This window comes from Streptomyces sp. NPDC046203 (genome assembly GCF_040646255.1).
Classification (GTDB): Bacteria; Actinomycetota; Actinomycetes; order Streptomycetales; family Streptomycetaceae; genus Streptomyces.
Genome location: NZ_JBEYZX010000005.1, coordinates 129,735 through 144,929, shown reverse-complemented (window position 1 = coordinate 144,929; position 15,195 = coordinate 129,735). Strand labels below are relative to the sequence as shown.

Sequence of the window (15,195 nt, the reverse complement as noted above, 5' to 3'; positions counted from 1 at the left end):
GTGCGCACCCGCGCACCCGCGCACAGGCATATGACGGACATGACGGACGGTGCGCGGCGGACGCGTGACCCACCCCCGCTCCGTTACCTGCGGTACGGACGACATCGCGAAGGCTACTGGCCGGTAAAACCCCGGACAAGGGTTCACCCGCACGAGCGGGACTCCGGCGCGAGAGCAAAGAATGGTTGAGCCATTCGTAGGGACTCCACAAAGAAACCCATTTCGCGACTGGCCGCACGAACAGAGACCTGCGCCACACCGCAGAGCTACTGTGCCGTAAAGGAACCCTGCGTACCGTGGTGCGACAAGGGAATTCACGACTCGGGCATGCCTCACATCACGCTCCGTGTGGGCAAGCTCACCACTGGGGATGGGTCGAGAGGGCGTGTCGGCAGTCCCTAAACTCAGCTTGTTTCAAGGAGGGAGCCATCGTGCGCAAGGTGCTCATCGCCAACCGAGGCGAAATCGCTGTCCGTGTCGCCCGTGCTTGCCGTGACGCCGGGATCGCGAGCGTAGCCGTGTACGCCGACCCGGACCGGGACGCTCTGCACGTCCGCGCGGCCGACGAGGCGTTCGCCCTGGGCGGTGACACCCCGGCCACCAGTTACCTGGACATGGCCAAGGTGCTCCAGGCCGCCAAGGACTCGGGCGCGGACGCGATCCACCCCGGATACGGCTTCCTTTCCGAGAACGCCGAGTTCGCGCAGGCCGTCCTGGACGCCGGACTGACCTGGATCGGCCCGCCGCCGCACGCCATCCGCGACCTGGGCGACAAGGTCGCCGCCCGGCACATCGCGCAGCGCGCCGGTGCCCCGCTGGTGGCCGGTACACCGGACCCGGTCTCGGGCGCCGACGAGGTCGTCGCGTTCGCCGAGGAGCACGGTCTGCCGATCGCGATCAAGGCCGCCTTCGGTGGCGGTGGCCGCGGTCTGAAGGTGGCCCGCACCCTGGACGAGGTGCCGGAGCTGTACGACTCCGCGGTGCGCGAGGCGGTGGCCGCGTTCGGCCGCGGCGAGTGCTTCGTGGAGCGTTACCTGGACAAGCCGCGACACGTCGAGACCCAGTGCCTGGCCGACAGCCACGGCAACGTGGTCGTCGTGTCGACCCGTGACTGCTCGCTCCAGCGCCGCCACCAGAAGCTCGTCGAGGAGGCGCCCGCGCCGTTCCTGTCGGACGAGCAGAACGCCCAGCTGTACGCGGCGTCGAAGGCCATCCTGAAGGAGGCCGGCTATGTCGGCGCCGGCACGGTGGAGTTCCTGGTCGGCCTCGACGGCACGATCTCCTTCCTGGAGGTCAACACCCGCCTTCAGGTCGAGCACCCGGTGACCGAGGAGGTCACCGGCATCGACCTGGTCCGCGAGATGTTCCGGATCGCCGACGGCGAGGAACTCGGTTACGGGGACCCGGAGATCCGCGGTCACTCCTTCGAGTTCCGCATCAACGGCGAGGACCCGGGCCGCAACTTCCTCCCGGCGCCCGGCACCGTCTCCCTCTTCCAGCCGCCGACCGGCCCCGGTGTCCGCCTCGACGCGGGCGTCGAGACCGGCAGCGTCATCGGCCCGGCCTGGGACTCGCTGCTCGCGAAGCTCGTCATCACCGGCGCGACCCGCGAGCAGGCGCTCCAGCGCGCCTCGCGCGCGCTCGCCGAGTTCAAGGTCGAGGGCATGGCCACGGCCATCCCGTTCCACCGGGCCGTCGTCGTCGACCCGGCGTTCACCTCGGAGCCGTTCCACATCCACACCCGGTGGATCGAGACGGAGTTCGTCAACGAGATCAAGCCGTTCGCCCCGGCAGCTGGCGAGGCCGACGAGGACGAGGGCAACCGCGAGACCATCGTCGTCGAGGTCGGCGGCAAGCGCCTGGAGGTCTCCCTGCCGTCGTCGCTGGGCATGTCCCTGGCGCGTACGGGCCTGGCGGCGGGCGCCAAGCCCAAGCGCCGCGCGACGAAGAAGTCCGGCCCGAAGGCGTCCGGCGACAGCCTCGCCTCCCCGATGCAGGGCACCATCGTCAAGGTCGCCGTCGAGGAGGGCGCCGAGGTCAAGGAGGGCGACCTGATCGTCGTCCTGGAGGCCATGAAGATGGAGCAGCCGCTGAACGCGCACAAGGCGGGCACCGTCAAGGGCCTGTCCGCCGCGGTCGGCGCGTCCGTCACCTCCGGTGGCGTGATCTGCGAGATCAAGGACTGACGCACCGGCACCAGAAGCAGTACCGGCACCAGCACCGGCCAGGCCGTGCGCCGACGGGCCCGGGTCCGTTCCTTCCCGGAACGGACCCGGGCCTTCGCACCGGTACCGTACGAGAGGCCCGCGGGCATACGCCGCGGGCCTCTCGCGGTACCCGGCCCCACCGCCGGGGGAAGGAGCACGGATGCGTGCCGACGCGCGCCGCAATCGCGAGCGGCTGCTCGCCCAGGCCCGGGCGGCCTTCACCGAACAGGGCACCGACGCCTCCCTGGAGGACATCGCGCGCCGCGCGGGGGTCGGCATCGGCACCCTCTACCGGCACTTCCCGACCCGAGAGGCGCTGCTCGGCGCCGTCTTCCAGGACGCGCGCGACGCGCTCCTCGGGCACTCGGCCGAACTGGCCGGGGACCCCGACCCGTGCGCGGCGCTCATGCGCTGGCTGCGCGCCCTGGTGGCGCACTCGAGCGAGTACCGCGGTCTGTCGATGGCCCTCATGTCGGCCGCCGGCGACCGGAGTTCGGCGCTGACCTCGTGCCGGGAGCCACTGCGGGAGGCAGGCACGGTGCTGCTGTCCCGGGCCCGCGCGGCCGGCGCGGTGCGCGCGGACGTGGCGATCGACGATCTGATGCAGTTCACCAACGCGATCGCACTGGCCGCCGAACACTCCCCGGAAGACCCGGAGTTGGCGGACCGGCTGCTGGATCTGACGGTCCGGGGACTGCGGGCCTGACGGGAGCGGGCGGGCCGGCGTACGAGCTTCGGGCGTACGGAGTCCGGACGTCCGGACTTCAGGCACGCGGGCTTCAAACGTACGAGCTCCGGGCCAACTTCGGACGTACGAGATCCGGGCGTACGCACTCCGGACGCGCGGACTTCGGGCGTACGCAGTCCGGGCATACGGGCTACGGACCACGGACGCGCGGACTCCTACGTACGCCCCCGCGCGCGACGTCCGGCCCCCGCACCCGGCCGCACACGGGAAGCACCCCTCGCGTCCGCACAGGCACACCCGCCCGCCGTACGCAACGGCCGCGTTGGCAGCGGCCGTACACGCGCACTTCCGTATGTATCGGGATCCCCGTTCGCGATCCCCTCACCGTGTCCTACACAACCACCCGACCAACCACGGCACTCGACCTGGCATTCACCGGCGGCGCAGGTCCGCGACCCGCATCGCCCGCTCCGCGCCGAGCAGGTCGCCCCCGAGGCCGGACGGACCGAGGGGGCCCCCATGGCCCCCGGGGCCGCCCGGCCCGCCGAGACCACCGTGACCGCCCGGGCCGCCGGGCCCGCCGCGGTACGGCCCGCCCGCGCCCGGCAGCCGGGCGGCGCGCTGGCCGGGCAGCGGCACGTCCCGGCGCGGCCGGCCGGCCGGGGAGTGCGACTCGCCCGGGTGCCCCGAGGCTCCGGCCACGGTGATCTGCACGCCCTGGTCGGCGAGGGCCTGGAGTTCGGTGGCGGCCCGTTCGTCGTGGGCGGGCGGTTCGTCGGTGACGAGCCGGGTGATGACGTCCGCCGGCACGGTCTGGAACATGGTGTCGGCGCCGAGCTTGGTGTGGTCGGCGAGGACCACCACCTCGGCGGCGGCCTGCACCAGGGCCCGGTCCACGCTCGCGGAGAGCATGTTGGAGGTGGACAGGCCGCGTTCGGCGGTCAGTCCACTGCCGGAGAGGAAGGCCCGGGAGACCCGCAGCCCCTGGAGGGACTGCTCGGCCCCGCTGCCCACCAGCGCGTAGTTGGAACCGCGCAGGGTGCCGCCGGTCATGACGACCTCCACCCGGTTGGCGTGGGCGAGGGCCTGGGCGACGAGCAGCGAGTTGGTGACGACGGTGAGACCGGGCACGCGGGCGAGCCGGCGGGCCAGCTCCTGGGTGGTGGTACCGGCGCCGACGACGATCGCCTCGCCCTCGTCCACGAGGGTCGCGGCGACATCGGCGATGGCGGTCTTCTCGGCGGTCGCGAGATGGGACTTCTGTGGGAAGCCCGATTCTCTCGTGAAACCACCCGGGAGCACCGCACCACCGTGCCGGCGGTCGAGGAGTCCTTCTGCCTCAAGGGCCCGCACGTCTCGCCGTACGGTCACTTCTGAGGTCTGGACGACGCGGGCGAGCTCACGGAGCGACACGGCTCCGTTGGCGCGCACCATTTCGAGGATCAATTGGCGACGTTCTGCAGCGAACACGAAACTGACAGTAACGTGCGCGTCACCGTTTTTTCAGCTCTATGCACCGAATTGCGGAAGATACACACAAGCGGGACCCCTCTGTGCTATGAGGGGCCCCGCCGTGCTTCGTCCTATGCCCCGGCTTGCCGGGGGTTGTCCGGGTCGGTGAACCGTTCCCGCAGGCAAGAGCCGGGCGGGGGCGGGCCGATGGCGGGGCTACGCCTCGCCGGCCGCCTTTCGGGTCTGCAACTGCCGTGCCACTTCCGCGATCGAGCCCGACAGGGAGGGGTACACAGTGAAAGCATTTGCGATCTGCTCGACCGTCAGATTGTTGTCGACCGCGATCGAGATCGGGTGGATCAGCTCGCTGGCGCGCGGGGCCACGACCACACCGCCGACGACGATCTCGGTGCCGGGGCGGCAGAAGATCTTCACGAAGCCGTCCCGGATGCCCTGCATCTTCGCGCGGGGGTTGCGCAGCAGCGGCAGCTTGACGACCTTGGCGTCGATCTTGCCCGCGTCCACGTCGGCCTGGGTGTAGCCGACGGTGGCGATCTCCGGGTCGGTGAAGACGTTGGAGGAGACCGTCTTGAGGTTGAGCGGGGTCACCGCGTCGCCGAGGAAGTGGTACATGGCGATACGTCCCTGCATCGCCGCCACCGAGGCGAGCGCGAAGACGCCGGTGACGTCGCCGGCCGCGTACACGCCGGGGGCGGAGGTGCGCGAGACCCGGTCGGTCCAGATGTGCCCGGAGTCCTTCAGCCGGACCCCGGCCTCCTCCAGGCCCATCCCGGTGCTGTTCGGGATGGCGCCGACCGCCATGAGGCAGTGGGTGCCGGAGATGACCCGGCCGTCCGACAGGGTGACCTCGACCCGGTCGCCGACCCGCTTGGCGGACTCGGCGCGCGAGCGGGCCATGACGTTCATGCCGCGGCGCCGGAACACGTCCTCCAGGACGGCCGCCGCGTCCGGGTCCTCGCCCGGGAGCACCCGGTCGCGGGAGGAGACGAGGGTGACCCGGGAGCCCAGCGCCTGGTAGGCGCCGGCGAACTCGGCACCGGTGACACCGGAGCCGACCACGATGAGCTCCTCGGGGAGCTCCTTGAGGTCGTAGACCTGGGTCCAGTTCAGGATCCGCTCGCCGTCGGGCTTGGCGTCCGGCACCTCGCGCGGGTGGCCGCCCGTCGCGATCAGCACGGCGTCGGCGGTCAGGGTCTCCTCCGTGCCGTCCGCGGCCGTGACGATCACCTGACGGGAGCCGTCGACCGCCTGCCGCCCGGCCAGCCGGCCGCGACCGCGCAGCACCCGGGCACCCGCGCGGGTGACGGAGGCGGTGATGTCGTGCGACTGGGCGAGCGCCAGGCGCTTCACCCGTCGGTTCACCTTGCCGAGGTCCACGCCGACGACCCGGGCGGTCTGCTCCAGGGGCGGGGTGTCGTCCGCGACGATGATGCCCAGCTCCTCGTACGAGGAGTCGAAGGTGGTCATCACCTCGGCGGTGGCGATGAGGGTCTTGGACGGGACACAGTCGGTCAGGACGGACGCGCCGCCGAGGCCGTCGGAGTCGACGACGGTCACCTCCGCGCCGAGTTGGGCGCCCACCAGGGCCGCCTCGTATCCGCCGGGTCCGCCGCCGATGATCACGATCCGGGTCACTGGGATCTACGCCTCGCGCTCTCGTTCTGCCGGGGGGTCACCCCGCTGGGCTGCAGTGCGTACGCCATTGTCCCGCACGCTTCAAGTGCACGCTTCAGTGCGTAGCCCATTGTCCCGTACGCACGGCCGAACGACTCGGCGGGGGCGATCCGGATTCCTACGGGACCGCTCCACGGCGCCTCCGCACCCCCTCCCCGGCGCTTCTCCGGTCCGTCTCCGGCACTCCCCCGGCACTCCCCCGGCTCTTCTCCGGCCGCCTTTCGGCCCTCCCTCGGCCCCTTCCGGGCCCCGCCCGGCATCTCGCGCGCCCCTGTCGTACCTCCTCTACCACGGACTTCGCCCCGGACCGCGCGGCCTCCCGTACTCTCGATCCCATGTCGCTCTACGCCGCCTACGCCGGCAACCTCGACGCGCGGCTGATGAGCCGCCGCGCACCGCACTCGCCGCTGCGCGGCACCGGCTGGCTGAACGGCTGGCGGCTGACCTTCGGCGGGGAGCAGATGGGCTGGGAGGGGGCGCTCGCCACGATCGTGGAGGCGCCGCGCTCCCAGGTCTTCGTCGCGCTGTACGACATCGCTCCGATGGACGAGGAGTCGATGGACCGCTGGGAGGGTGTCGGCCTCGACATCTACCGGCGGATGCGGGTGCGCGTCCACACGCTGGACGGCGACGAGTCGGCCTGGGTGTACGTGCTGAACGCGTACGAGGGCGGGCTGCCCTCGGCCCGCTATCTGGGCGAGGTCGCGGACGCGGCGGAGTCGGCGGGCGCGCCGCACGACTATGTGATGGAGCTGCGCAAGCGCCCCTGCTGAGGGGGGCGGGGGCGGGGCGGGCACGGTCTCGGGTGGGCCGGGCACTGCTTCGGACGGACCGGGTGCGGCCTCAGACGGACCGGGCACGAATGTTCCACATATCGGGACGATCCCCGATATCCCCGAACACCCCGGCATCACGGTACTTTTCCGGTTCTTGACGGAAACAACGACACAAGGACCGAGGCTTCCCAGGACGGTCATCTACGCGCGTAGGGTTTCTCGGGCTAGGCTGCTGCGCGTATCGAATCCGTCCGGGGCTCCCCTCGGACCCCCTCCCCGAGGCGAGAGAGCCAGTGAACGCAACTGCCACCCCGTACGAGGCCGCCGACGCCGCGGCCGCGCGCCTTCGCGAGCTGACCGGAGTCGAGAAGCACGACGTCGCCCTGGTCATGGGCTCCGGCTGGGCGCCGGCCGCCGATGTGCTCGGCGAGCCGGAGACCGAGTTCCCGGTCACCGAGCTGCCCGGCTTCCCGCCGCCGGCGGTGGAGGGCCACGGCGGCAAGGTCCGCTCCTACAAGATCGGCGACAAGCGCGCCCTGGTCTTCCTGGGCCGCACCCACTACTACGAGGGCCGGGGCGTCGCCTCCGTCGCGCACGGCGTGCGCACCGCCGTCGCCGCGGGCTGCGAGACGGTCGTCCTCACCAACGGCTGCGGCGGTCTGCGCGAGGGCATGCGCCCGGGCCAGCCGGTCCTGATCAGCGACCACATCAACCTGACGGCCACCTCCCCGATCGTCGGCGCGAACTTCGTGGACCTCACCCACCTGTACTCGCCGGCGCTGCGCGCGCTGTGCAAGGAGATCGACCCGACCCTGGAAGAGGGCGTCTACGTCCAGTTCCCCGGGCCGCACTACGAGACCCCGGCCGAGATCAACATGGTCCGCGTCATGGGCGGCGACCTGGTCGGCATGTCCACCGTCCTGGAGGCCATCGCGGCCCGCGAGGCGGGCGCCGAGGTGCTCGGCATCTCCCTCGTCACCAACCTGGCGGCGGGCCTCTCGGGCGAACCGCTGAACCACGAGGAGGTCCTCCAGGCGGGCCGCGACTCGGCGACCCGCATGGGCGAGCTCCTCACCCAGGTGCTGTCCCGGATCTGATCCCGGGTCCGACCCGGGTCCTGTCCCGGATTTTCCGCACGGCACTCGCCCCTGATCCCGTAAGGGAGCAGGGGCGCGGTCAGTGGAGCCCCCAGGCGGGGCGGGGATCGCGCGCGAAAGGTGAAGCGTGATCTGTGGCGCGGAACCAGAACGCCTCACGCGCAAAGTAAGTTCGACCGCGCCGTACATCACACCGTGCGGAACGCGCCCCCTCCCCGGCCACCGCACCGCCGCACCCCCGCCCCCACGCCCCCACGCCCCCACGCCCCCACGCGACACCCGACACCCGACACCCGCCCGCAATTCCCGAAAGGCTCACCACCGTGACGCAGGACGACCTCCTCGCCCGGGCCCAGGCGTGGCTCGCCGAGGACCCCGACCCGGAGACCCGTGACGAGCTGGCCGCGCTCCTCGACAGCGGGGACCACGCCGAGCTGGCGGACCGTTTCGCCGGCACGCTCCAGTTCGGCACCGCCGGTCTCCGCGGCGAGCTGGGCGCGGGCCCGATGCGGATGAACCGCGCCGTCGTGATCCGCGCCGCCGCCGGCCTCGCCGCGTACCTGAAGGCGAAGGGGCAGACGGACGGCCTGGTGGTCGTCGGCTACGACGCCCGGTACAAGTCGGCGGACTTCGCCCGGGACACCGCCGCGGTGATGATCGGCGCCGGTCTGCGCGCGGCGGTGCTGCCCCGGCCGCTGCCGACGCCGGTGCTGGCGTTCGCGATAAGGCATCTGGGCGCGGTCGCGGGTGTCGAGGTGACCGCGAGCCACAATCCGCCGCGCGACAACGGCTACAAGGTGTACCTGGGCGACGGCTCGCAGATCGTGCCGCCGGCGGACGCGGAGATCGCGGCGGAGATCGACGCGGTGCGGGCGCTGGCGGACGTGCCCCGGCCGGACGGCGGCTGGGAGACGCTGGGCGACGAGGTCCTGGCGACGTATCTGGAGCGTACGGACGCGGTGCTGACGCCGGGTTCGCCGCGCACGGCGCGGACCGTGTACACGGCGATGCACGGTGTCGGCAAGGAGACCCTGACGGCGGCGTTCGCGCGGCAGGGCTTCGAGCCGCCGGCGCTGGTGGCCGAGCAGGCGGAGCCGGATCCGGCGTTCCCGACGGTGGCGTTCCCGAACCCGGAGGAGCCGGGTGCGATGGACCTCGCGTTCGAGGCGGCGCGGGCGGTGGACCCGGATCTGGTGATCGCGAACGACCCGGACGCGGACCGCTGTGCGGTGGCGGTGCCGGACGCGGGCGTCGAGGGCGGCTGGCGGATGCTGCGCGGCGACGAGGTGGGCGCGCTGCTCGCGGCGCACCTGGTGGCGAAGGGCGCGTCGGGTGTCTTCGCGGAGTCGATCGTGTCGTCGTCGCTGCTCGGGCGGATCGCGGAGGCGGCCGGGGTCGGGTACGAGGAGACGCTGACCGGCTTCAAGTGGATCGCGCGGGTCGAGGGCCTGCGGTACGGCTACGAGGAGGCGCTGGGCTACTGCGTCGACCCGGAGGGCGTCCGCGACAAGGACGGCATCACGGCGGCGCTGCTGGTCACGGAGCTGGCGTCGGTGCTGAAGGAGCAGGGCCGTACGCTCACGGACCTGCTCGACGACCTGGCGGTCGCGCACGGGCTGCACGCCACGGACCAGCTGTCGGTGCGGGTGCGGGATCTGGGGATCATCGCGAACGCGATGGCGGCGCTGCGCGAGAAGCCGCCGGTCCGGCTGGCGGGTCTGACGGTGGCGACGGCGGAGGACCTGGCGAAGGGGACGGAGTCGCTGCCGCCGACGGACGGGCTGCGCTACCACCTGGAGGGCGACTACAAGGCCCGGGTGATCGTGCGTCCGTCGGGCACCGAGCCCAAGATCAAGTGCTACCTGGAGGTCGTGGTGCCGGTCGCGGACGCGACCGCGCTGGCCCCGGCACGGGCGACGGCGACGGAGCTGCTGGCCGCGCTGAAGCGGGACCTGGCCGAGGCCGCCGGGCTCTGAATTTCCGGGGAAAACCCGGTGAACGGCCACAGGGCCCGTACGGTTCGTCCCGTACGGGCCCTGTGGCCGTTTCACGTCCTGTTCGCGCCGGACCGGCGGCCCCGCCGGACCGGGCTGCTCCCACCGGACCGGGCTACCCCACCACCTCGGCCGATCGGCCACCTTGGCTGATCAACCACCCCGGCCGATCGACCACCTCGGTCCGCCGAGCGATCGGCCCGTCAGCTCACCGGCTTCCGTCGGCTCACCGGCTCCCGTCAGCTCATCGCCGCGAGGATCACCCAGAGGACCAGGCCCACCACGGCGGGCGAGATCACCTCGTACGCCCAGCGCACCTGCACCTCGCCCTGGGCCTCCGGCCGGCCGCCGAGCCGCTCGGCCATCTCGCGCAGGTCGGCGATCGTCTGGTCGGCGGGGGCGACGCGGCTGTCGCGGTCGGTGACGCTGGCGCTGACCGAGGTACGGCCGTGCGGGTCGTCCTGGGAGGCGCGGGCGGCCCGGCGCGCGGCCCGCTTGCGCTGGCGCAGCGAGACGGGGACGGCCCACAGCTGGTACTTGCGGCCGGCCTGGGTGAACACCTCGCTGGAGTAGCCGGCCCGGACGTCGGCGATCTCGCCCCACGGCAGGGTGATGGTACGGAAGGGGTTGCGGACGCGCAGCCGCTCCTCGCCGGCCTGGACGACCGGGCGGATGGTGAAGGCGATGATCAGCGGGATCACGAGGATCAGTCCGGCAAGCGCGATCCACGGCGAGTTGCCGTGGCCGTTCAGCATCACGTCCACGCCGAAGAACACGGCGAGGAGCACCAGGAAGACCCCTCCCGCGATGCCCAGCGGCGAGCGGAAGGCGCGGTCCGCGTAGTCGGACTCGGGGGGCTGCGCGGAAGGCGTCGGGCTCGTCATGCGCCCGATTCTGCCTCAGCCCTCCCCCGCCGCCCCAGCCTCTGTGTCCCCCCTCACGCCACGAGCCCCGCGGCCCGGCCCGGGAAGGTCCCCGGGAAGGCCACCGGGCGGGCGGACGAAGGGGCCTCGCCCTGTCCCCCCGGCAGCCGCACCCCTGCCGTCACAGCGGCCCCGACCCCCGGGACGGAGGGGCCCTGTACGCGCTACTACGCGCGTAGATATGCTCAAGTGGTGACCATGCCCACCACTGCACCCGCAGCTCATGCTTTCGCCGACGTGACCGCGTCCGACAGCACGCTGCGCCGCTTCCTCCACGGGCTGCCCGGCGTCGACGCCGTCGGCCTGGAGGCGCGCGCCGCCGCTCTCGGTACCCGTTCGATCAAGACCACGGCCAAGGCGTACGCCATCGACCTGGCCATCTCGATGATCGACCTGACGACGCTCGAAGGCGCGGACACCCCGGGCAAGGTCCGGGCGCTCGCCGCCAAGGCCGTCCACCCCGATCCGAGCGACCGTACGTCCCCGACGACCGCCGCCGTCTGCGTCTACCCCGACATGGTGGCCACCGCCAAGGCCGCCCTCGCGGGCTCCGACGTCAAGGTCGCCTCCGTCGCCACCGCCTTCCCGGCCGGCCGTGCCGCCCTCCCGGTGAAGCTCGCGGACACCCGGGACGCCATCGCCGCCGGCGCCGACGAGATCGACATGGTCATCGACCGGGGCGCCTTCCTGGCCGGCCGTTACCTGGAGGTCTTCGAGCAGATCGCCGCCGTCAAGGCCGAGTGCGGCGACGCCGCCCGGCTCAAGGTGATCTTCGAGACCGGCGAGCTGTCCACGTACGACAACATCCGCCGTGCCTCCTGGATCGGCATGCTCGCGGGCGCCGACTTCATCAAGACGTCCACCGGCAAGGTCGCGGTCAACGCCACCCCGGCCAACACGCTGCTGATGCTGGAGGCCGTGCGCGACTTCCGCGCGCAGACCGGGATCCAGGTCGGCGTGAAGCCGGCCGGCGGCATCCGCAACACCAAGGAAGCGATCAAGTTCCTCGTCCTGGTCAACGAGACCGCGGGCGCGGACTGGCTGGACAACCACTGGTTCCGCTTCGGCGCCTCCAGCCTGCTCAACGACCTGCTGATGCAGCGTCAGAAGCTGGCGACCGGCCACTACTCCGGCCCCGATTACGTGACGGTGGACTGATCACATGACCTCCTCCCCTGCTTCCGCTTCCGCTCCGGCGGCCCCGGCCCAGACCCCGGCGTCCCCGTCCCCGTTCGCGTACGCGCCCGCGCCCGAGTCCCGCTCGGTCGTCGACATCGCGCCCTCGTACGGCCTGTTCATCGACGGCGAGTTCACCGACGCGGCCGACGGCAAGGTCTTCAAGACCGTCTCCCCGTCCACCGAGGAAGTCCTCTCCGAGGTCGCCCAGGCGGGCGCCGAGGACGTGGACCGGGCCGTGAAGGCCGCCCGCAAGGCGTTCGAGAAGTGGTCGGCGCTGCCCGGCGCCGAGCGCGCCAAGTACCTCTTCCGGATCGCCCGGATCATCCAGGAGCGCAGCCGTGAGCTGGCCGTCCTGGAGACCCTGGACAACGGCAAGCCGATCAAGGAGACCCGCGACGCCGACCTGCCGCTGGTCGCCGCGCACTTCTTCTACTACGCCGGCTGGGCCGACAAGCTCGACCACGCGGGCTTCGGCTCCGACCCGCGCCCGCTCGGCGTGGCCGGCCAGGTCATCCCGTGGAACTTCCCGCTGCTCATGCTGGCGTGGAAGATCGCCCCAGCGCTCGCGGCGGGCAACACCGTCGTCCTGAAGCCCGCCGAGACCACGCCGCTCTCCGCCCTGTTCTTCGCGGACATCTGCCGCCAGGCCGGGCTGCCGAAGGGTGTCGTCAACATCCTTCCGGGTTACGGGGACGCGGGCGCCGCCCTCGTCGCGCACCCGGACGTGAACAAGATCGCCTTCACCGGCTCCACCGCCGTCGGCAAGCAGATCGCCCGTACGGTCGCCGGCACCGACAAGCGGCTCACCCTCGAACTGGGCGGCAAGGGCGCCAACATCGTCTTCGACGACGCCCCGATCGACCAGGCCGTCGAGGGCATCGTCACCGGCATCTTCTTCAACCAGGGCCAGGTCTGCTGCGCGGGCTCGCGGCTGCTGGTCCAGGAGTCGATCCACGACGAGCTGCTCGACGCGCTCAAGCGCCGGCTCTCCACGCTGCGCCTGGGCGACCCGCTCGACAAGAACACCGACATCGGCGCCATCAACTCCGCGGAGCAGCTGGCCCGGATCACCCGGCTCGTCGAGCAGGGCGAGGCGGAGGGCGCCGAGCGCTGGAGCGCCGCGTGCGAACTCCCTTCGGCCGGCTACTGGTTCGCCCCGACGCTGTTCACCCACGTCACCCAGGCGCACACCATCGCCCGCGACGAGATCTTCGGCCCGGTCCTGTCGGTGCTGACCTTCCGTACCCCCGACGAGGCCGTCGCCAAGGCCAACAACAGCCAGTACGGCCTGTCCGCCGGCATCTGGACGGAGAAGGGCTCCCGCATCCTCGCGGTGGCGAACAAGCTCCGGGCCGGCGTCGTCTGGGCCAACACGTTCAACAAGTTCGACCCGACCTCGCCGTTCGGCGGTTACAAGGAGTCGGGCTTCGGCCGCGAGGGCGGTCGCCACGGCCTGGAGGCGTACCTCGATGTCCGATAACCGTCTGAGCGTCTTCAAGACCTACAAGCTGTACGTGGGCGGGAAGTTCCCGCGTTCGGAGAGCGGCCGGGTGTACGAGGTGACCGACTCGAAGGGCGGCTGGCTCGCCAACGCGCCGCTGTCGTCCCGCAAGGACGCCCGTGACGCCGTCGTCGCCGCGCGCAAGGCGTTCGGCGGCTGGGCGGGCGCGACCGCGTACAACCGCGGCCAGATCCTCTACCGCGTCGCCGAGATGCTGGAGGGCCGCCGCGAGCAGTTCGTCCGCGAGGTCGCCGAGGCCGAGGGCCTGTCGAAGTCGAAGGCCGCCTCGGTCGTCGACGCGGCCGTGGACCGCTGGGTCTGGTACGCGGGCTGGACCGACAAGATCGCCCAGGTCGTCGGCGGCGCGAACCCGGTGGCGGGTCCGTTCTTCAACCTGTCGACGCCGGAGCCGACCGGTGTCGTCGCCGTCCTGGCCCCGCAGGAGTCGTCCTTCCTCGGCCTCGTCTCGGTGATCGCCCCGGTCATCGCGACCGGCAACACGGCCGTCGTCGTCGCCTCCGAGCGGGCCCCGCTGCCCGCGCTCTCGCTGGGCGAGGTGCTGGCCACCTCCGACCTGCCGGGCGGCGTGGTCAACATCCTGTCCGGCAAGGCGTCCGAGATGGGCCCGCACCTGGCCGCCCACCTCGACGTCAACGCCCTCGACCTGACGGGCGCGGACGCCGAGCTGGCCCGCGAACTTCAGGTCGCCGCGGCGGGCAACCTGAAGCGCGTCCTGCGCCCGCGCGCCGAGGAGGACTTCACCGTCTCCCCGGGCACGGACCGCATGACCGCGTTCCTGGAGACGAAGACCGTCTGGCACCCGACGGGTTCGCTGGGCGCGAGCGGCTCCGCCTACTGACGGAACACCGGGCATACGGACGGGGATGGCCGGAACGGCCACCGCGTCCGTACGCCCGACGCGTACCCGGTGACCGCGTCCGTACGCCCGACGCGCACCCGGTGACCGGGTCCGTACGCCCGACCCGTACCCGGTCACCGGGTCAGTACGCCCGGGCCGGACCGGGGTCGCCCACCCCGAGGAAGCGCAGCACCGCCAGGACCCGGCGGTGGTCGGCGTCCGCCTTCGGCAGGTCGAGCTTGGCCAGGATGTTGTTGATGTGCTTGGCGACCGCGCTCTCGCTCACCACGAGACGGGCCGCGATCCCCGCGTTGGAGCGTCCCTCGGCCATGAGGGCGAGCACCTCCCGCTCGCGGGCCGTCAGCCGGTCCAGCGGATCACTCGCCCGCCGCACCAGGAGCTGGGCCACGACCTGCGGATCGAGCGCGGTGCCGCCGTCCGCCACCCGTCGCAGCGCCTCGATGAACTCCTCGACGTCCGCGACCCGTTGCTTGAGCAGATAGCCCACGCCACTGGTGTTGGAGGCGAGCAGATCGGCCGCGTAGCGCTCCTCCACGTACTGGGAGAGCAACAGCACGGCGGTCGACGGCCGGCCGCGGCGGATCGACAGCGCGGCCCGCACTCCCTCGTCGGTGAAGCCCGGCGGCATCCGAACGTCCACCAGGGCCAGTTCGGGCCGGTGCTCCTCGACGGCGGCGAGCAGCCCCTCGGCGTCGCCCACCTCGGCGGCCACCTGGAAGCCGGCCATCTCCACCACCTTGACCAGGCCCATCCGCAGCAGCACGGAGTCCTCGGCGATCACCGCCCGCCGCACTCGTGGATCC

12 protein-coding genes are annotated in these 15,195 nt (G+C 72.0%); 8 read left to right on the top strand and 4 right to left on the bottom strand.

Annotated features, from left to right (window positions below):
* Positions 1–431: 431 nt before the first annotated feature.
* Together ABZ990_RS06295 and ABZ990_RS06290 are read left to right on the top strand one after the other, a co-directional pair.
* Positions 432–2,186 carry a biotin carboxylase N-terminal domain-containing protein gene (locus ABZ990_RS06295; protein WP_361226101.1) on the top strand — a complete coding sequence of 585 codons (1,755 nt, stop codon included), beginning with the start codon at positions 432–434 and terminating at the stop codon, positions 2,184–2,186.
* 181 nt (positions 2,187–2,367) lie between these two features.
* Positions 2,368–2,913 carry a helix-turn-helix domain-containing protein gene (locus ABZ990_RS06290; protein WP_361226098.1) on the top strand — a complete coding sequence of 182 codons (546 nt, stop codon included), beginning with the start codon at positions 2,368–2,370 and terminating at the stop codon, positions 2,911–2,913.
* 414 nt (positions 2,914–3,327) lie between these two features.
* Here the strand turns inward: ABZ990_RS06290 and ABZ990_RS06285 are convergent, their stop codons facing one another.
* Together ABZ990_RS06285 and ABZ990_RS06280 are read right to left on the bottom strand one after the other, a co-directional pair.
* Positions 3,328–4,365: a DeoR/GlpR family DNA-binding transcription regulator gene (locus tag ABZ990_RS06285; protein WP_361226095.1), complete on the bottom strand. Its 1,038-nt coding sequence runs from the start codon at positions 4,363–4,365 to the stop codon at positions 3,328–3,330.
* 198 nt (positions 4,366–4,563) lie between these two features.
* Positions 4,564–6,003, bottom strand: coding sequence for an NAD(P)H-quinone dehydrogenase (locus ABZ990_RS06280; RefSeq protein ID WP_361226092.1), 1,440 nt, complete (start codon positions 6,001–6,003; stop codon positions 4,564–4,566).
* 374 nt (positions 6,004–6,377) lie between these two features.
* Here ABZ990_RS06280 and ABZ990_RS06275 point away from each other — a divergent pair, with 374 nt between their 5' ends.
* The 3 genes from ABZ990_RS06275 to ABZ990_RS06265 all read left to right on the top strand — a co-directional run bounded on the left by ABZ990_RS06275 (position 6,378) and on the right by ABZ990_RS06265 (position 9,891).
* Complete coding sequence (locus ABZ990_RS06275) at positions 6,378–6,815, top strand: gamma-glutamylcyclotransferase (RefSeq protein ID WP_361226089.1); 438 nt, start codon at positions 6,378–6,380, stop codon at positions 6,813–6,815.
* Positions 6,816–7,111: 296 nt separating this feature from the next.
* Entirely contained in the window at positions 7,112–7,915 is an 804-nt protein-coding gene (locus tag ABZ990_RS06270; RefSeq protein ID WP_361226086.1) for a purine-nucleoside phosphorylase, read from the top strand.
* Between the two features lie 323 nt (positions 7,916–8,238).
* On the top strand, positions 8,239–9,891 hold the full coding sequence (locus ABZ990_RS06265) for a phospho-sugar mutase (protein ID WP_361226083.1): 1,653 nt from the start codon (positions 8,239–8,241) through the stop codon (positions 9,889–9,891).
* A gap of 257 nt (positions 9,892–10,148) precedes the next feature.
* Here the strand turns inward: ABZ990_RS06265 and ABZ990_RS06260 are convergent, their stop codons facing one another.
* Positions 10,149–10,793: a PH domain-containing protein gene (locus tag ABZ990_RS06260; protein WP_361226080.1), complete on the bottom strand. Its 645-nt coding sequence runs from the start codon at positions 10,791–10,793 to the stop codon at positions 10,149–10,151.
* Positions 10,794–11,030: 237 nt separating this feature from the next.
* Here ABZ990_RS06260 and deoC point away from each other — a divergent pair, with 237 nt between their 5' ends.
* Genes deoC through ABZ990_RS06245 form a run of 3 tightly spaced genes read left to right on the top strand, consistent with a single transcriptional unit; the run spans position 11,031 to position 14,371 of the window.
* Positions 11,031–11,990, top strand: a complete 960-nt coding sequence (gene deoC / locus ABZ990_RS06255; protein ID WP_361226077.1) for a deoxyribose-phosphate aldolase — start codon at positions 11,031–11,033, stop codon at positions 11,988–11,990.
* A 4-nt stretch (positions 11,991–11,994) separates the two neighbouring features.
* Entirely contained in the window at positions 11,995–13,491 is a 1,497-nt protein-coding gene (locus ABZ990_RS06250) for an aldehyde dehydrogenase family protein (protein WP_361226074.1), read from the top strand.
* A complete protein-coding gene (locus ABZ990_RS06245; protein ID WP_361226071.1) occupies positions 13,481–14,371 on the top strand; it encodes an aldehyde dehydrogenase family protein in 891 nt (296 codons plus the stop codon). Before ABZ990_RS06250 ends, ABZ990_RS06245 begins: the two co-directional genes overlap by 11 nt.
* 142 nt (positions 14,372–14,513) lie before the next feature.
* Here the strand turns inward: ABZ990_RS06245 and ABZ990_RS06240 are convergent, their stop codons facing one another.
* The gene (locus ABZ990_RS06240; RefSeq protein WP_361226391.1) at positions 14,514–15,173 is read right to left on the bottom strand and encodes a response regulator transcription factor; all 660 of its coding nucleotides are present in this window, start codon (positions 15,171–15,173) and stop codon (positions 14,514–14,516) included.
* Positions 15,174–15,195: the final 22 nt, after the last annotated feature.